This window comes from Streptomyces durocortorensis, assembly GCF_031760065.1.
GTDB lineage: Bacteria > Actinomycetota > Actinomycetes > Streptomycetales > Streptomycetaceae > Streptomyces.
The window spans coordinates 1,801,894-1,817,376 of sequence record NZ_CP134500.1; the positions used below are offsets into that span (position 1 = coordinate 1,801,894).

The 15,483-nt window shown below is 72.2% G+C and carries 14 protein-coding genes and 2 pseudogenes; 6 read left to right on the plus strand and 10 right to left on the minus strand.

The features are described 5' to 3' along the window. Positions 1-4: 4 nt before the first annotated feature. From RI138_RS07960 to RI138_RS07975, 4 genes are all read right to left on the minus strand, one after another. The gene (locus RI138_RS07960) at positions 5-784 is read right to left on the minus strand and encodes a maleylpyruvate isomerase family mycothiol-dependent enzyme (RefSeq protein WP_311119344.1); all 780 of its coding nucleotides are present in this window, start codon (positions 782-784) and stop codon (positions 5-7) included. A gap of 163 nt (positions 785-947) precedes the next feature. Beyond that, positions 948-2,021 (minus strand): prenyltransferase/squalene oxidase repeat-containing protein, encoded by a 1,074-nt coding sequence (locus tag RI138_RS07965; protein ID WP_311119345.1) that lies wholly within the window; start codon positions 2,019-2,021, stop codon positions 948-950. Beyond that, complete coding sequence (locus RI138_RS07970; protein WP_096631601.1) at positions 2,018-2,749, minus strand: class I SAM-dependent methyltransferase; 732 nt, start codon at positions 2,747-2,749, stop codon at positions 2,018-2,020. Before RI138_RS07970 ends, RI138_RS07965 begins: the two co-directional genes overlap by 4 nt. Before the next feature lie 105 nt (positions 2,750-2,854). Continuing rightward, positions 2,855-4,168: a glycosyltransferase family 4 protein gene (locus RI138_RS07975; protein WP_096631599.1), complete on the minus strand. Its 1,314-nt coding sequence runs from the start codon at positions 4,166-4,168 to the stop codon at positions 2,855-2,857. Between the two features lie 239 nt (positions 4,169-4,407). Between RI138_RS07975 and RI138_RS07980 the strand changes: the two genes are divergently transcribed. After that, complete coding sequence (locus RI138_RS07980; RefSeq protein WP_311119346.1) at positions 4,408-5,097, plus strand: TetR family transcriptional regulator; 690 nt, start codon at positions 4,408-4,410, stop codon at positions 5,095-5,097. Here the strand turns inward: RI138_RS07980 and RI138_RS07985 are convergent. The 3 genes and pseudogenes from RI138_RS07985 to RI138_RS07995 all read right to left on the minus strand — a co-directional run bounded on the left by RI138_RS07985 (position 4,997) and on the right by RI138_RS07995 (position 6,957). Next, positions 4,997-5,821: a 4'-phosphopantetheinyl transferase family protein gene (locus tag RI138_RS07985; RefSeq protein ID WP_311119347.1), complete on the minus strand. Its 825-nt coding sequence runs from the start codon at positions 5,819-5,821 to the stop codon at positions 4,997-4,999. The genes RI138_RS07980 and RI138_RS07985 overlap by 101 nt on opposite strands. Beyond that, positions 5,818-6,081: an acyl carrier protein gene (locus tag RI138_RS07990; protein ID WP_311119348.1), complete on the minus strand. Its 264-nt coding sequence runs from the start codon at positions 6,079-6,081 to the stop codon at positions 5,818-5,820. The genes RI138_RS07985 and RI138_RS07990 overlap by 4 nt, the downstream gene beginning before the upstream one ends. A 51-nt stretch (positions 6,082-6,132) precedes the next feature. Beyond that, a pseudogene (locus RI138_RS07995) lies at positions 6,133-6,957 on the minus strand (hypothetical protein). Between the two features lie 419 nt (positions 6,958-7,376). Here RI138_RS07995 and RI138_RS08000 point away from each other — a divergent pair. From RI138_RS08000 to RI138_RS08015, 4 genes and pseudogenes are all read left to right on the plus strand, one after another. Continuing rightward, positions 7,377-8,124, plus strand: a pseudogene (locus RI138_RS08000) (phytanoyl-CoA dioxygenase family protein); the annotation flags it as partial. Further along, on the plus strand, positions 8,109-9,104 hold the full coding sequence (locus RI138_RS08005; RefSeq protein ID WP_311119349.1) for a DUF6271 family protein: 996 nt from the start codon (positions 8,109-8,111) through the stop codon (positions 9,102-9,104). The pseudogene RI138_RS08000 and the gene RI138_RS08005, both read left to right, overlap by 16 nt. Then, positions 9,101-10,897 carry a condensation domain-containing protein gene (locus RI138_RS08010; protein ID WP_311119350.1) on the plus strand — a complete coding sequence of 599 codons (1,797 nt, stop codon included), beginning with the start codon at positions 9,101-9,103 and terminating at the stop codon, positions 10,895-10,897. The genes RI138_RS08005 and RI138_RS08010 overlap by 4 nt, the downstream gene beginning before the upstream one ends. After that, a complete protein-coding gene (locus RI138_RS08015; RefSeq protein ID WP_311119351.1) occupies positions 10,887-12,164 on the plus strand; it encodes an MFS transporter in 1,278 nt (425 codons plus the stop codon). The genes RI138_RS08010 and RI138_RS08015 overlap by 11 nt, the downstream gene beginning before the upstream one ends. A gap of 28 nt (positions 12,165-12,192) precedes the next feature. Here the strand turns inward: RI138_RS08015 and RI138_RS08020 are convergent, their stop codons facing one another. The 3 genes from RI138_RS08020 to RI138_RS08030 form a co-directional block, all read right to left on the minus strand. Beyond that, positions 12,193-12,363: a hypothetical protein gene (locus RI138_RS08020; protein WP_398862582.1), complete on the minus strand. Its 171-nt coding sequence runs from the start codon at positions 12,361-12,363 to the stop codon at positions 12,193-12,195. 66 nt (positions 12,364-12,429) lie between these two features. Further along, entirely contained in the window at positions 12,430-12,663 is a 234-nt protein-coding gene (locus RI138_RS08025; protein WP_311119352.1) for a ferredoxin, read from the minus strand. Next, on the minus strand, positions 12,664-14,124 hold the full coding sequence (locus tag RI138_RS08030; RefSeq protein ID WP_311119353.1) for an aldehyde dehydrogenase: 1,461 nt from the start codon (positions 14,122-14,124) through the stop codon (positions 12,664-12,666). Positions 14,125-14,320: 196 nt separating this feature from the next. Here RI138_RS08030 and RI138_RS08035 point away from each other — a divergent pair, with 196 nt between their 5' ends. Then, positions 14,321-15,358, plus strand: coding sequence for an MBL fold metallo-hydrolase (locus RI138_RS08035; RefSeq protein WP_311119354.1), 1,038 nt, complete (start codon positions 14,321-14,323; stop codon positions 15,356-15,358). Positions 15,359-15,483 lie beyond the last annotated feature (125 nt).

Here is a 15,483-nt window from a genome sequence, read left to right on the forward strand (position 1 = left end):
CGGTTCATCCGAAGGACGACCGGTCCAGCCAGAAGTCCAGCAGCTCCGCGTCGCCGAGCACCTCCACCCGGTCGTCGGTCGGATCGAGGCGGCGGTTGAAGACGAGCATCAGCTCGGTGAGCGGGCCCCGCAGCACGACCGTCGCCTTCTCGTGGGCCCGCCGCCAGGTGAACCGGTCCTCGCCGAACCCGATCAGCCACTCGGCACCCGGCACGTCGGTGGCGTGCAGGTGCAACGAGCGCCCGCCACCCCGAAGTTCGGACGCCTCCGGGTCACCGTCCTCCTGGGCGAAGGAGACGATGCGCAGCCACTCCTCGATGGTGTCGGCGGCCACCTCGGGGCCGACGGTGTACGGGACCCGCGCGGCGAGCGCCGCGTCCGCGCGGTGCACCACCGTCTCGTGCGTCATGCGCCGCGCCCAGAAGTCGGTCCGCCGCTCCCACGCCCACGTCCACACCTCGGCGTCCGGCCCCGCCTCCCGCAACGCGGCCACCGCGTCCGCCGCCCCCTCGGCGAGCCAGGCGTCGAGCGCCCCGGGGTCGTCACCGCCGGGCCCCTCGATACCCGGCACCTTGTCCTCGGGAACGTCCTCGGCGGCCCGGGTGCGCACGATCTCACCGACCCAGCGGTGCGCGCCGCCGACATGCACGGCGAGTTCGCGCAGCGTCCAGTCGGGGCAGGTGGGCACGGTCACGGTGAGATCGGCACCGGCCAGCGTCGCGCGCAGGGCGTCGGTCTGGGCCAGGATCTCGTCGCAGTAGCGGTCGTACGGGAGCAGCGTCATGGCGGGCACCCTAGTCGGCGACACCCGAGTGGATCACCTGGTTATCCCCTGCCCACCGGCCCTACCCGGTCGGAGGAACCGGGTTCCGCCCTCCCCGCACCGGTCGCCACCCGGTGCGGGCCGTCCGGTCCTCACCCTGCGCGAACCGTCCATCGGGCGGTGTTCAGCGGCAGCAGTCCGGCTCCAGGCCGACCGGCAGCCGCTCGCCCCCGAAGACCGCGGTGGTCGCCTCGTCCCCCCCGAGCGCGGCCACCGCCAGCAGCAGGGAGCCCGCCGTCCAGGTGGTGAGCTCCTCGGGCCAGAACGCCTTGTTGCCCTCGAAGACGTAACCCGTCCAGTACAGGCCGCCCTCGGCGCGCAGGTGCTGGACGGACTGGAGGATCTCCAGCGCCCGGTCCGACTCCCCCGTCACCCAGAGGGCCAGGGCGAGTTCGCAGCTCTCGCCGCCGGTGACCCACGGATTGGGGAGCACACAGCGCACCCCGAGCCCGGGCACGACGAAGCGGTCCCAGCCCTCCTGGATACGGGCGGTGGCCTCGGCCCCGGTGACCGCGCCGCCGAGGACCGGGTAATACCAGTCCATCGAGTAGCGGTTCTTGTCGAGGAAGCGCTCGGGGTGGCTGCGGATGGCATGGGCCAGCGCGCCGGTCGCCAACTCCCAGTCGGGCTGCGGCTCCTCGCGGCGCTCGGCGATGGCCAGCGCGCAGCGCAGCGCCTGGTGGATCGAGGAGGAGCCGGTCAGCAGCGCGTCGTTCACCGGCGTGCCGTCGGCCTCCCGCTTCCAGCCGATCTGCCCGCCGGGCTGCTGGAGCCCGAGCACGAACTCGACCGCCGAGAAGACCGTGGGCCACATCCGGTCGACGAACGCGTCGTCGCCGGTGGCCAGATAGTGGTGCCAGACGCCGACGGCCACGTACGCGCAGAAGTTGCTTTCGAGACTCCGGTCGGTCGGCTGCTGCGGGTCGCCGTCGTGGTAGGCGGCGTACCAGGAGCCGTCGGCGTTCTGGTTGCGGGCGAGCCAGTCGTAGGCGCGCGCCGCCGCCGCGTGCTCACCGGCCGCGTCCAGGGCCATCGCGGCCTCGGTGTGGTCCCACGGGTCGAGGTGGTGGCCCCGGAACCAGGGCAGCGCCCCGTCCGCACGCTGCACGGCGAGGAGCGCGGCGACCGTCTCGGCCGCCTGCCCTGCCGTCAGGACGCCAGGGAGGACAAGGTGTTCGGTCTGTTCGGGAGTGCTCACGCCTCGGCCTTCGGAAGGTGCGGCTTGGTGGCGTACGCGACGAAGCTCTTGCCGACGACCGGGTTGAGGAGCTGTTCGGCGACCCGGGTGGCGAGCGGCTTCTTCATGATGTCCCAGACCAACAGCTTGTGGTACGCGCGCACCGGCAGGGCCTTGTCGTTGTCGACCCCGAAGGCGCACTTCAGCCACCAGTAGGGCGAGTGCAGCGCGTGGGCGTGGTGGGTGCCGTACGGCTTGAGTCCGGCCTCGCGGATGCGGGCGAGGAGCTGGTCGGCCTTGTAGATACGGATGTGGCCGCCCTCGACCTCGTGGTACGCGTCGGAGAGGGCCCAGCAGACCTTCTCGGGGCCGTAGCGCGGGACGGTGACGGCGATCCGGCCGCCGGGCTTGAGGACCCGGACCATCTCGGCGAGGACGCCCTTGTCGTCCGGGATGTGCTCCATGACCTCGGAGATGATCACGACGTCGAAGGAGTCGTCGGGGAACGGCAGGTTGAGGGCGTCGCCCTCCATGGCGGTGGCGGTGGCACCCTCGGGGGCCTCCCCCGCCTCCTTCATCGCGGCGAACCACTTGGCGACCTCGCGGATCTCCTCGCCGTTCTGGTCGAGGGCGACGACCTGCGCACCGCGCCGGTAACACTCGAAGGCATGCCGGCCGGCACCGCAGCCCAGGTCGAGCACTCGGTCGCCTGCGGCGAGCGGGAAGCGGGTGAAGTCGACGGTCAGCACGAGGGCCTGCCTTCGAGGTCGGAGGTACGGTTCAGATGAGCGGGGTACGGGTTCCGGTCGACGGGTCCGCGGTCTGCGGACCTGCGTCCGCCTGCGGGGCGTGCGTCACCTGTGGGCTCCGCGGGCGGCGATCGCCTGACGGTACAGCTCGGCCGTTCCGGCGGCGGCCCTGGCCCAGGTGAACTTCTCCAGCACCCGTGCCCGGCCCGCCGCACCGAGCCGGGCACGCAGCTCCGGATCGGCCAGCAGCCGGGCCAGCGCCCCGGCCAGCGCGTCCGCGTCACCGGGCGGCACGGCGAGACAGGTCTCCCCGTCGCGGCCGGAGACCTCGGGGATCGCACCGCCGGTGGTGGCGACGAGCGGGGTGCCCGTGGCCATCGCCTCGGCGGCGGGCAGCGAGAACCCCTCGTACAGCGAGGGCACGCAGGAGACCTGGGCGCTGCGCACGAGGTCGACCAGCTCGGGATCGCTGATGCCCTTGACGAACTCGACCGCGTCCGCCAGCCCGTGCCGCTCGATGGCCCGTGCGACCGGCCCGTTCTCGGCGCGCTTGCCGACGACGACGAGGTGGGCGTCGGGATTCTCCGTACGGAGCTTGGCGAGCGCGTCGACGAGGTGGACCAGGCCCTTGAGGGGGACGTCGGCGCTGGAGGTGGTGACGATGCGTCCCGGCACCTCGGCGACGGAGGGGTCGGGCGACCACAGGTCGGTGTCGGCGCCGATGTGGACGACGCTGATCCGGTCCGCCCGTACGCCGAGGTCCTCGACGATCTCGTCACGGGAGGAGCCGGAGACGGTGAGGACGGAGTCCAGCTTGCGGGCGACCCGCTTCTGCATCCGGGTGAAGGCGTACCAGCGGCGTACGGAGGCACGTCGGCGGCGGCTGGTGGCGGCGGCCAGGTCGAGCCTGCGGTCCACGGTGATGGGGTGGTGGATGGTCGTCACGAGCGGGGCCCCGAGGTCGCCGAGCAGCCCGTAGCCGAGGGTCTGGTTGTCGTGGACGACGTCGAACTCGCCGCGCCGGGAGAGGAGATGGCGGCGGGCGCGCAGGCTGAAGGTGAGCGGCTCGGGGAAGCCGCCGGTCCACATGGTGGCGACCTCGGCGAAGTCGATCCAGTCCCGGTACTCGCCGCGCTTCGGCGTACGGAAGGGGTCGGGCTGCCGGTAGAGGTCGAGGCTGGGCAGCTCGGTGAGCGGGACGCCCTCGTCGAGCACCGGGTAGGGCTGCGCGCCGATCACTTCGACGCTGTGGCCGAGCCGCGCGAGCTCCCGCCCGAGGTGGCGGACGTACACGCCCTGGCCGCCGCAGAACGGATTGCCCTTGTACGTGAGGAGTGCGATGCGCAACGGCCGGTCACCGGCCCCGGCGGAGCCGCCTTCGCCCGTGCGGGGGCCCGTTTCTATGGCCTCAGCGGTCACACTCGGCCCCCTTCTGACTGCGTGTTCGCCGGAGCGTAACCGGTCGCGCTAATCTAGAACAAGTTTCAGACTTGATCGTTCAACGTGCATCGAATCTACCGGCAGGTAGCGTCGGTGTGACGGCCGGATCAGGTGATTCGCGCCACGACGGACGTCCTGGCATGCTGTGCGCGCCCGGGGCGCCCGCTCGTCCGCCCGGATGCCGAGGAACAAGGCCATGGATCATGGATGGTGACAGCATGACCGCGGACGCCAGACCGGCAGCGCCCACGCCGACCGAACGCGCGACGCCCGCATCGGCCGAGCGCGGGGCATCCCTGTCGGCGTCGACCGACCGCACGGCGCCTCCGTTGACCGAGCGGCAGGAGGCCCGTCGCCGCCGCATCCTGCACGCCAGCGCCCAGCTCGCCAGCCGGGGCGGGTTCGAGGCGGTGCAGATGCGCGAGGTGGCGGAGGCGGCCGGGGTGGCGCTCGGCACGCTCTACCGCTACTTCCCCTCCAAGATCCATCTGCTGGTCGCCACCATGCAGGACCAGCTCCAGCACATGCACACCACACTCCGCAAGCGCCCCCCGGCCGGCGACGACGCGGCCCAGCGGGTCGCGGAGACCCTGATGCGGGCCTTCCGCGCCCTCCAGCGCGAACCGCACCTCGCGGACGCGATGGTCCGCGCGCTCACCTTCGCGGACCGCAGCGTGAGCCCCGAGGTGGACACGGTCTCCCGCCTCACCACGGCGATCATCCTGGACGCGATGGGCCTGGAGCGCCCGACGCCGGAACAGCTCTCCGCGGTCCGCGTGATCGAGCACACCTGGCACTCGGCGCTGATCACCTGGCTGTCGGGCCGGGCCTCGATCGCTCAGGTGAAGATCGACATCGAGACGGTCTGCCGCCTGATCGACCTGACGGCGGAACCGGGCCGGGGCTGAGGGGCTGCGCCGGACCGGCATCCCGCCAGGGGCCCGCGCCCGCGAGTGCCACCACGGCCGCGCGGTGGTGGTCCGTCCACTCGGCCAGCCGGACGTCGTCCCGCCCGGCCTTGAACAACGCCTCCCGGCGGACCCACAACCGCAGCAGCGCCGGACCGGGGTCCGGCGCGGCGCGGGCGGCGTCCACCTCGGCCTCCGACAGCAGCCGCCGCAGTACGCTCACGGGCCCCGGCCGACGCGTCAGGGGCTCCACGTCGATACCGACCGGGCCGGGTCCGACCGCCGCCGCGGCCAGCCCGTCGGCGTGACTGAAGGCGGCGCCCAGCCCGGGGCGGTCCGGGAGATACGGCCGCCCATGCCCGTCCTGCCCGCAGCCGGGGCAGCGCTGGGCGGGCCCCACCTCCCGCGGCGGCAGCCCGGTGACCCGGGAGGCGCACAGCCGCAGCAGCAGTCGGGCCGCCACGACATCGTCGCGCCGGCCGGGCACCCGAATCCCCGCGAGCCGACGCCGCTCCCACGGGGCGAGCATGTCCTCGTCCAGCTCCGGGTGCGCCAGCACCTCGGCGGTGGCAGCCACCAGAGCGACGGCGGCCGTGGCCTTGTCGCAGTCGTGCTTCGCGTCGCACTTCTCGTACGGCGACGGGAGGTACGGGAGGTACGGGGGCGGCAGGCGCGACGGGAGGAGACGCGGCCGCGGGAGGAGCGGCGGCGGGAGACGGGTCATCGGCCCGTACTCACCCGGTCGGCACCTCCGCGAGCGACGGAGCCCATGAAGCGTTCCCTGACACGGGCGAGGGTGCGGAAGTCGTCGATGGTGACCTCCTGCAGATCGATACCGCTGCCCGAGATCTCCTCCAGGAGATCGATGAACTCCAGGAAGTCCATCGAGTCGATGAGGCGGGCCTCCACGAGGTCCTCCTCGACGCCGATCGGGCCGTCAAGGCCGGGATTCTTCTCGTTGAGCCACGCTACGACACGTTCCATGGGGGGAGATCGCTCCTCTTGTTCTGTTCCGGCTGTCTGCCGGGGTGAAGGTCAGGAACCGGCGGCGCGGAGCCGCCCCAGGGCCTGCTCGGCGGAGCCGTGGGCGAGGGTCATCGCGTGCACCCAGCGCTCGACGCCGAAGGCGAGCAGGAGCTGTACGCGGGCCCATGGGAGCCGGCGCGGATGCCGAGCCGCTCGCCGAAGAAGTCGCGGTGCCGGTTGACGGAGGCGATGGCTGTGCCGTCGGGAGCGCTGTATTCCTACTTCACCGGGTCCAGCGCCATCAGACGGGCCCGCGATCCGCCGTTGTCAAGAACGGGTCGTCGGCCGCCGCCCGGGTCAGGGCCAGCCCCCGTCGCCCGGCCACTTCCTGGACGAACTCCCTTGCGCGCTCCTGGTGTTCGGCGGCACCGCCCTTGGTGCCGAGGTAGACCGCCTCCCGCATATGGAACCCCCGCAGCCGGCGCAGGCCGTCGTAGCGGGTCTCGCTGCGGAAGTAGCGGCCGACCGCCGAGAGCCGCAGCCCTTCCTCGCCGACGTCCTAGCCCTCCAGGGAGAGCAGCAGCCCGCAGCAGGTCGCGGACGGCAGCACATGGCCGGTCGGGTGCAGCGGGAGGTCCTACGGTGAGCCGCCGGAGGCCAGTTGGTCGAGCGCTTCCGCGCCGAACCGCCCGGCGGAGACCCCGAGATGGGGAAAGTTACGGAAGAAGTCCAGCCGCGCCAGTCCGTCGACGGACAGCAGGGGCGGCCCCACGGCCTCGGGGGCGGGGAGCCGCCCCGCAGCAGTGCGGTGCGGACCGGGTCCAGCGTGATCAGCCCGGCACCGGGACTCTTCAGCTCGATACCCGGCAGGGCCGTGATGCTGGATGTGTTCATGAAATCGCGTCCTTCTCGGTGTGGGTCGGCAAGCGGGACACCCACCGGACGCACCGACCACATCGCCGTGGCGTCGGTGGTCCCGAACAGGGCCGTCACCGGCCGGAGCACAGGAAGGGAAACGGTTGACAGCCCGTCACGAACCCGACCGCACCCTTGGACATTAGGCCCGTCGCTCGCCTGTTGTCTAGACCAAAAATACCGAACGGCAGGTATCGGCTCCGTGACCGCCAGGTACATGACCGCTACCCATATCGCCATATTTACCGGGCACTTGACAGCCCATGCGGTCTGGACCAATCCTGCTGATCGACGTGGCCACGGCTCCTCCCGCCACGCCGCTGCCAACCGTCCCGCCGTCCGCGGCGACCCCGCTCCCCCGGGGTCGCCGCACGGCCGGCCGAGGACAAGGACCTGCCATGAACCTCATGACGACACCCGCCCCTCGCCGCCGGCCCCGCCCGCACCGCGCGGCGTCGGACATCCCGTACTTCAGCGCGGACGGCGAGACCCGCCTCGCGCAGACCGCCCTGCGGGAGCTCGACAAGTCGCATCCGGTGCGGGTGCCGTCCGAGGAGGACTTCACCCACTGGCAGACGTACGGTTACGTCATCGTCCGGGAAGCCGTACCGGCCTCGGTGGCACGTCAACTGCTGCACTTCACCTGGGACTTCCCAGACCTCGATCCCGAGCGGCCGGAGACCTGGTACGAGGACCGGCCGCTGCGCTCCGAGCTGGGCCGGCAGCTGCAGCATCATCGCGCTCAACGACACCCGGCCGGAGACGGGCGGCTTCCAGTGCTGCCCGGAGCTGTTCCGGCAGTTCGACACCTTGAAGACCAGCCGGCCGACGGATCGGGACCCCCTGCGCCCGGACATCGACCGGGGCGAACTCCCCTTCGTGCGACCGGATCTGAGCCCCGCCGACCTGCTCATCCGGAACGGTCTGCTGGCCCACGGAGTGGCGCGCAACCTCTCCGAGAACGGGGTAGGGGCCGTGCAGTACCTGTCGATGATGCCCGCGCTGGAGGAGCACGAGCGGCTGCGCGAGTCCCGGGTGGAGTCCATGCGCCATCTGCGCACCGAGGACATCGCACCCGCCGCACAGGGCGTCCAGGGCACGGATTCCGCCGCGCAGAGCGGGGAGCCTTCGTGCGGCGCGTCTGGCTGGCCCTACCCACCAACCGGGCGTGCGCCGGGGCCATCGCGGCGGTCGGCGAGGAAGCGGCGTACGGTGCACGGCGGTTCGGCATCGAGGTGCACCTCCTGGTCCTGGATCGCGCCCCCGCGTCGGCGCACGCCGAGCACCGGAAGGCGGTGGCCGCGCTGCCCCCGTCCCGCGTCTCCTACGGAGCCTGCGCTAACCGGGCGTTCCTCATCGCCCAGGCCCTCGGCTGTACGTCCGTCCACCGCCGGGACTCCGACAGCCGCTACCAGCGCCTCGACCAGGACACGTACCGCGAGCTGGTCGGACTGTCGACACCCGAGGACTACCCGGAGATCTGGCGCGGACATCTGATCGACGCGTCCTTCCGGGGCGCCGGGGACACGGCGTTCGGTGGCGACCGCATCACTCTCACCACCATCAGCCCGATGCACGCGGGCATGTGCGACATCGGGCTCGGCCACGAGGTCTACGGCAAGGTCCCGCTGCCGCCCACCACCAACACCATCGGCAGCGAGTGCTTCCTGACCCATCTCGTCCACGACGCCCGGCTGCCCGGCGTCCAGCACAACCGGCACATCGCCAACTTCCATACGGAGGAACGGCGTACGGACTCCGGGTTCCTCGCGTACCAGCTGCGCTTCGCGAAGTTCCTGCTGTCGATGACATACCTCAACGCCGTGTACGCGAGGACGGCGGCGGCCGGTGACGCGCCGCTCGACGCCGAGAGGCGCATCCGGGCCCGTGTGGTCGCCGGTTTCGTCCGGGACAGCATCGGCCTCGACCGCGGCGGCCGCTACGCGACGGTCACGGACACGCTCGCCGACCGCCGCTCCCGGCTCCTGGACGAGGCCCGGGACGGCATGGCCGACTTCGCGCTCCTGATGGACCACTGGGAGGCGCTGACCCGTGCGAGCGCCGCAGCGGGTCGGGGGGACGTCTCGCCGGTCACGGCCGGACACCCCCCGGCCGTGACCCGATGAACTCCGCTGTCGGCAAGGACACCATGCACCGGAATCCCGCGCACACCCCGCGCACCCCGCATGCTCCCCGTACCTTCACCGTCGCCTATGCGGGCGGTGACGAGCGCCGCGGCCCCCTCACCATGGGCCAGGCCAACATGATCCGCTGCATCCTGCGGGATGATCCCGAGCACATCAACAACCACGATGTGTGGGCGATCCCCCCGGGCACCGGCCTGGACGCCGCGATCGACGCCCTGCGCACGCTGGCCCTGCGCCACGAAGGGCTGCGCACCACGTTTCCGCACGTGCCGGGGGCCACGCCCGTGGAGCAGGTGGTGGCGGGCGAGGGCACGTTCACGGTGACCGTCGTCGACCACACGGAGTTCCCCGAGGAGCCCGCCCGGTACGCCGAGACGGTGGCGCGGGCGGCCCGCGCCGGCCGCTTCGCGCTGGACCGGGAGTTTCCCCTGCGGATCACGGTGCTCACCCTCGGCGGCGTCCCCGTCCACGCTGCCCTGGCCTCCAGTCACGCGGTGACGGACGGCAGCGCGCTGGCTGTCCTGCGGGAGGAGTTCCTCGCCCTGCTGGCAGGCGAGGAACTGCCCGCGCCGGCCTCCTTCGCCCCGCTCGACCTGGCGGCCGAGGAGGCATCCCCCGCCGGGAAGCGGAAGTCTCAGGCGTCGCTGCGGTACTGGGAGCGGATCATCCGCACCGAGCCGCAGGAGATGTTCGCCGAGCCGCGTGCGGCGGGCGCGGACGGCCGGGCCCGGCAGCTCACCCTCCGGTCCCGGCGCGGCGCGCGGGCCCTCGCCGCAGCAGCGGGGCGCATCAGGAACCCGGAGGCCACGGTGCTGCTGGCGGCCTGGTGCGCGCTGGTGGCCCACCGGGCGGGCCAGGACTCCTGCGTCACCGCCGTCCCGACCTCCAACCGGTTCCACCCCACGATCGCCCGCTCGGTGAACACCCTGTCCCAGGACGCGCTGCTCTGCCTGGACGTCAGGGTCCCGTCCTTCGACACGCTGGTCCGCAAGACCTGGGGCGCGGCGCTCAACGCCTACCGGCACAGCCAGTTCGACTCCGTACGCCTGTGGGAGATGATCGGCCGAGTCGCCGGTGAGCGCGGCAGCCACTTCGCGCGGGACGTGGTCTTCAACGACGTCAGCGTGCTTCCCGCCACGCTTCTCTCCGCCGCGCCGCAGAACAGCGGCGCGGCCGAACTGGATCTGACCTGGGGCCCGTTGCAGGTGCTGCCGACGCGCATGCTGGCATTCACGTACGAGACGACGCCCCAGCTCCACATCTCCCTGTGGGCCGACCCCGCACTGTTCACCCCGCAGGAGGCAGAGGGCTTCCTGACCGGCTTGGTGCGGCTGCTGGAGGCGGCCGCCGAGGGTGACGTACCCCTCGGCTCGCTCACCGGGGTGACGAGCGTCGGGCCTGCCGAGCGCGGTCCCGAATGGACGCGGGTGGACGGCTGTTGGGCCTCGCCGACCGCCGTACGGGACGCGCTGAGCGGGGCGGTGGGGGGCCTGCCCGTACACATCGAGGCGGACCGCCCCCGCGCGGGTTCGCCCCCGGGCCTCACGGCGTACATAGCGCGCGGCGGCGACACGGCCCTGACACCGGTCGGCGCCCACGAGGCACTGATGAACAAGCTCCCCGCCCACGGCGGTACGGGCGTCATCGCACCCCGCCGCTACGTGCTCGTCGAGCACCCGCCCGCCGAAGCGCACCGGAGCGACGCGTGGCGTCGGCAGCAGATCATCGAGGAAGGGACCGGCAGGAGCCGGCAGGTGCGACATGAGCGTTGACGACACGACCCTCCAGCAGAAGCCCGAGCCGTTGCCCAGCCCCTGGCGGTCGGGCCGGTTCCAGCTGTTCTTCACGGCCCGCAGCGCGTCGCTGCTGGCCGACGGCATGCTGATGGTGTCCCTCACCACAGCCGTGCTGGGAGCGGGCCACGGGGCGAGCGGCGTCGGGTACGCGCTGGCCGCGTGGATGACCCCGATCGTCCTGCTGGTGCTGTTCGGCGGGGTGCTGGCCGACCGGTTCACCCCGCAGCTGATGATGATCTGCGCCGACCTGGTGCGGATGCTGGCCATGATCACGCTCGGCGCGCTGCTCTTCTTCTCGGACGGCGTTCCGCTGTGGCAGATCATGGCGCTGATGGCGCTCAGCGGGGCCGCGACGGCGATGTTCCAGCCTGGCATGGCGAGCATGGTCCCCCGGGTCGCCGAGGACATCCAGAAGGCCAACGCGCTGCTGCGGATCTCCGAGGCCCTGAGCACCCTGCTGGGCCCCGGCCTGGCGGGCATCCTGGTCGCGTACTGGCAGGTCTCGGGCTCGTACCTGGTCATCGCGGCGGCGTACGCGCTCAGCGCGGCGGTGCTGCTACCGCTGCGGAAGCTGCACACGGTCCGTGACGAGGGAGACGCACCGATGTGGCGCAGGCTCGCGACGGGCTGGCAGGAGTTCCGGTCCCGCCAGTGGCTGTGGGGCGTCATCTCGGTCTGGTCCGTGTACGGCCTGTTGGTGTTCGGTCCCGCGCTGCCGCTGGGCGCGGCGCTGATGATCGAGCAGCACGGGGCGAGCGGGTACGGCTGGATCGCCTCGGCGGACGGCGCGGGCACGATCATCGGCGGCCTGATCGGTATGCGGGTCCGCCCGCGCCGTCCCCTGGTCGCGGGCGCCCTGGCGATGCTCTGCTTCGCGCTCAACCCCCTGGCCCCGGCCCTGGAATGGTCCTTCGCAGCCACGGCCGTGGCCCACGTCATCGCGGGTTACGGCTTCGCGTTCTGGGGCGTGATGTGGGCGACGAGCGTCCAGTCCCACATCCCGCTGACGGTCCTGAGCCGCGTCTCCGCGTACGACGTCGCCGGCTCCATCATGGTCATCCCGCTGGGCCGCGCCCTGGCGGGGCCGGCGGCCGACGCGTTCGGCGCGAACGAGGTGCTGATCTTCTCGTCGGTCATGTCGTTCGTCCTGCTGGCCGTCATGCTCGGCGTCCCCGCGATCCGCGCGCTGCGGCGGGCGCCGGAGGGCTTGCTCCGGAAGGCGGAGGGCGAACCGGCGGTCTGACCCGTTCCACCGGGGTACGGCGTACCGGTCAGCCCCGCACGACCGGTACGCCGTACTGCGGGATCCAGGCGTTCCGGGTGACGAGGACCAGCCGATGGGTCTGCGCCTGCGCGACGAGCAGCCGGTCGAAGGCGTCCTCGTGGACCATCGGCGGCCGCCCGGCGCGCACCCCGTGCGCGGCGGTGACGGGAAACTGCACCAAGGGCAAGATCGCCGACGGGCGCCTCGTCTGGTCGTGACCAGACGAGGAAGCTCCGGACGCCCCTCACTCCTCCGGCGGAAAAACCACCTCCCCCGACCCCGCCAGCGTCAGCGTGATCGCCTCCACCGGGCAGCCCTCCGCCGCCGCCAGGACCTGTTCGGCCGCGTCGCGGTCCTCGTCCCTCGGGTGGGACTGGCGGGCGGTGTCCAGGTGGAAGGCGTCCGGGGCGTGGTTGACGCACATGCCGGAGCCGATGCAGACGGACCGGTCCACCTCCACGTGCCAGCGGTCGCCCATTCACGCCTCCCGGTAGTCGGCGGGGAGGTGGATCATCTTGTGCTCGAAGAACTCGCCGTAGCCCTCGGGGCCGAATTCGCGGCCCAGGCCCGAGTTCTTGTAGCCGCCGAACGGGCCCAGCATGTCGAGGCTGAAGGTGTTCACGCTGTACGTGCCGGTGCGGACCTGGCGGGCGATGTCGATGCCGCGTTCCGTGTCGGCCGTCCAGACGCTGCCGCTGAGGCCGTACGGGGAGTCGTCGGCGATGCGGACGGCCTCGGCCTCGTCGCCGTACGGGATCAGGCAGACGACCGGGCCGAAGATCTCCTCGCGGGCGATGCGCATGGAATTGTCGACCGAGCCGAAGAGTGTGGGTTCCACGTACCAGCCTCGTTCCTGGGAGGCGGGGCGGCTGCCGCCCGTGAGGATCTTGGCGCCCTCCTCCTGGCCCAGGCGGATGTAGTCCAGAGAGCGTTGTTGCTGGCGGCGGGCCACCAGGGGGCCGAGTTCCGTGGCGGGGTCCAGGGGGTCGCCCACGCGGAGCGCGCCCGCCGCTGCCGCGAACGCCTCCGCCACCTCGTCGTAACGGGAGCGCGGGGCCAGGATGCGCGTCTGGGCCACGCACGCCTGGCCGTTGATCATCCAGGCGAAGGGGACGATGCCCGCGACCGCCGCGTCCAGATCCGCGTCGGGAAGGATCACCGCGGCCGACTTGCCGCCCAGTTCGAGGGTGACCCGGCTGAGGTTGCGGGAGGCGACCTCCATCACGCGGCGGCCCGCGGCGACCGAGCCGGTGAAGGAGACCTTGTCCACGTCCCGGTGGCCCACCAGGTACTCGCTGACCTCCCGGTCCGCCGGGAGGATGGAGAGGACGCCCTCCGGCAGGCCCGCCTCCGCCGCTGTCTCCGCCAGGAGGTAGGCGTCCAGGGGGGTTTCCGGTGAGACCTTCAGGACCGCCGTGCAGCCTGCCAGGAGTGCTGGGGCCAGTTTCGCGGCGGCCGTGAACTGGGGGACGTTCCACGGTACGACCGCGGCGACCACACCGACCGGTTCGCGGCGGACCAGGAGCGGGCCGAGGACGCCGTCGCGCCGTTCCTCGTAGGGGAAGGCGCGCGCCACCGTGATCGCCGAGTCCCAGACCATCATCGCCGCCAGCGCCTGCACCATGACGCTCGCGCTGTACGGGGTGCCGTTCTGCGCGCTGATCAGCCGCGCGAACTCCTCGTGGCGTACGGCGAAGGCGTCCTTGATCCGCGTGATCACCGCGATCCGCTCGTCCAGCGGCATCCGCGGCCAGGGGCCCTCGTCGAAGGCGTGGCGCGCGGCGGCGACGGCCCGGTCGACGTCGGCCTCGGAGGCGTGCGGCACGCGGCCGATGACCTGTTCGGTGTGCGGGGAGATCACCTCGATGACCTCGCTGCCGAGCGGATCGGTGAACTCCCCGCCGATGAACAGTTGTCCGTGCTCCACAAGCTCGGTCATGGCTGCTGCCTCCCGCCGCCCGGCCCACTGACTGACTAGTCGTCAGAACTGATACCAGTTCCTGTTCCAGGAGTCCACGGATCGGACCGCACCGGCCCGTACAGGAACACCCCTTGCGCGAAGGGTTTGGTAGACCAGGGCTACCACTGGAACGAGTTCTCGTTACAGTGGAGGCCGAAGCGGAGATGGGGAGCCCATGACTCAGGTGACCGACCACGGCGGAGGCGTCCACAGCATCCAGGTCCCCATCCCGGACAATCCCCTCGGCCACACCCTGGTCCACCTCGTCGACACCGACCGGGGGCCCGTCCTCATCGACACCGGCTGGGACGACCCGGCCTCCTGGGACACGCTCGTGGCCGGGCTCGCCGCCCTCGGCACCGCCGTCACCGACGTCCACGGCGTCGTCATCACCCACCACCACCCCGACCACCACGGCCTCTCCGGGCAGGTCCGCGAGGCATCCGGGGCCTGGATCGCGATGCACGAGGCCGACACCGCGATCGTCCGGCGCACCCGGGACTCCGAGCCCGGCACCTGGCTCGACTACCTCACCCGTAAGCTCGCCGCCGTCGGTGCGCCCGAGGAACACCTCGCCCCGCTGCGCGCCGCCCGCGGCGCGGGGCGGCTGCGGACCCTGCCCGGGCTGCGCGCCGCCCTGCCCGACCGGGACATCGTCCCCGGCGAACTGCTCGGCCTCTCCGGGCGGCGGCTGCGGGCCGTCTGGACCCCCGGCCACACCCCGGGCCATGTCTGCCTCCATCTGGAGGAGCGGCATCCGGCGAATCTGCCGGGGCACGGGCGGTTGTTCTCCGGAGATCACCTGCTGCCGGGGATCAGCCCGCACATCGGGTTGTACGAGGACCCCGACGACACCGCCGTCACCGATCCGCTCGGGGACTACCTGGCCTCGCTGGAACGGATCGGGCGGCTCGGGGTGGCCGAGGTGCTGCCCGCCCACCAGCACGCGTTCACCGACGCGGGCGGGCGGGTGCGGGAGCTGCTCGACCATCACGAGGAGCGGCTGACCGGGCTCCTCGCGCTCCTCGCCACGCCGCTCACCCCGTGGCAGCTGGCCGAGCGGATGGAGTGGAACCGGCCGTGGGAGCAGATCCCGCACGGTTCGCGGTCGATCGCCGTGTCGGAGGCCGAGTCCCATCTGCGGCGGCTGGTGAAGCTCGGGCGCGCGGAGGCCGTACCGGGCGGGCCCCCGACGACGTACATCGCCGCGTGAGTCGGCCGCGGATCGCCGGGTGAGCCGCGCCGTACATCGCCGGGCGAGCCAGCCGTGAACCCGCCGTACACCGCCCGGCGAGCCCGCCGTGAGCCCGCCGGGGCCGGTGCCCCGGTCTCGTACGT

Coding starts and splice junctions, on each gene's coding strand:
- RI138_RS08015 (WP_311119351.1), top strand. CDS start 10,887: ATGAGCGTTGACGACACGACCCTCCAGCAGAAGCCCGAGCCGTTGCCC.
- RI138_RS07980 (WP_311119346.1), top strand. CDS start 4,408: ATGACCGCGGACGCCAGACCGGCAGCGCCCACGCCGACCGAACGCGCG.
- RI138_RS08010 (WP_311119350.1), top strand. CDS start 9,101: ATGAACTCCGCTGTCGGCAAGGACACCATGCACCGGAATCCCGCGCAC.
- RI138_RS07990 (WP_311119348.1), bottom strand. CDS start 6,081: ATGGAACGTGTCGTAGCGTGGCTCAACGAGAAGAATCCCGGCCTTGAC.
- RI138_RS08035 (WP_311119354.1), top strand. CDS start 14,321: ATGACTCAGGTGACCGACCACGGCGGAGGCGTCCACAGCATCCAGGTC.
- RI138_RS07985 (WP_311119347.1), bottom strand. CDS start 5,821: ATGACCCGTCTCCCGCCGCCGCTCCTCCCGCGGCCGCGTCTCCTCCCG.
- RI138_RS07960 (WP_311119344.1), bottom strand. CDS start 784: ATGACGCTGCTCCCGTACGACCGCTACTGCGACGAGATCCTGGCCCAG.
- RI138_RS08030 (WP_311119353.1), bottom strand. CDS start 14,124: ATGACCGAGCTTGTGGAGCACGGACAACTGTTCATCGGCGGGGAGTTC.
- RI138_RS08025 (WP_311119352.1), bottom strand. CDS start 12,663: ATGGGCGACCGCTGGCACGTGGAGGTGGACCGGTCCGTCTGCATCGGC.